A 688-nucleotide genomic window follows, 5' to 3' on the forward strand; every position below is an offset into this window, starting at 1 on the left:
GCCCTGGCGCGACATCGCCGCGCTGATCGCGGCCGCGCGCGCGGCCCCCGCGGGTGGGCTGCGCTACGGCTCGGGCGGCGTCGGCACGCCGGCGCACATGGCGGCCGCCGCGATGCTGAAGGCGATCGGCGCGGAGGGGACCCATGTCCCCTATCGCGGCGCCAACCAGGCGACGCTGGCCGTCGAGACCGGCGAGGTGGACTTCGCCTTCGCCATCTCCAACATCGTCATCCCGCGCCTGCAGCACGGCACGGTGCGCGTGCTGCTCTCCACCGCGGCGCGCCGCATCCCCGCCCTGCCGGAGGTGCCGACGCTCGCGGAAACCGTGCCGGAGGGCCCGATCATCACCAGCGGCAGTTCCATCGTCGGCCCCGCCAACATGCCGCCCGCCCTGGTCGCGCGCATCCATGCCGCGGTGAACCGCCTGGTGACGGAGGACGCCGCCTTCCGCGAGAGCCTGACGCGGGAGGGCGGCGACATCACGCTCTCGCCCACGCCGGCCGCCTATGCTGCCGCCTGGGTGGACGAGGTCGCGCGCTTCCGCCGCCTGGTCGAGGTCTCCGGGGCGCGCGTGGAATGAATGCCGCGGCCTTCTTCGCGGCCTACGACGCCTTCGGCGAGCGCCGCGCCGGCAGCCCGGGCGACGCCGCCGCCGCCGCCTGGCTGCGCGACCTGGCCGCCGGCGCCG

1 protein-coding gene is annotated in these 688 nt (G+C 76.5%); it reads left to right on the forward strand.

Translation table 11 applies throughout. The features are described from left to right. The coding region (locus tag OZN99_RS32930; protein WP_270939376.1) for a tripartite tricarboxylate transporter substrate-binding protein at positions 1–580 on the forward strand (580 nt) is incomplete at its 5' end. Positions 581–688 lie beyond the last annotated feature (108 nt).

Source organism: Falsiroseomonas oryzae (assembly GCF_027856955.1).
In the GTDB taxonomy this organism is placed as follows: domain Bacteria; phylum Pseudomonadota; class Alphaproteobacteria; order Acetobacterales; family Acetobacteraceae; genus Falsiroseomonas; species Falsiroseomonas oryzae.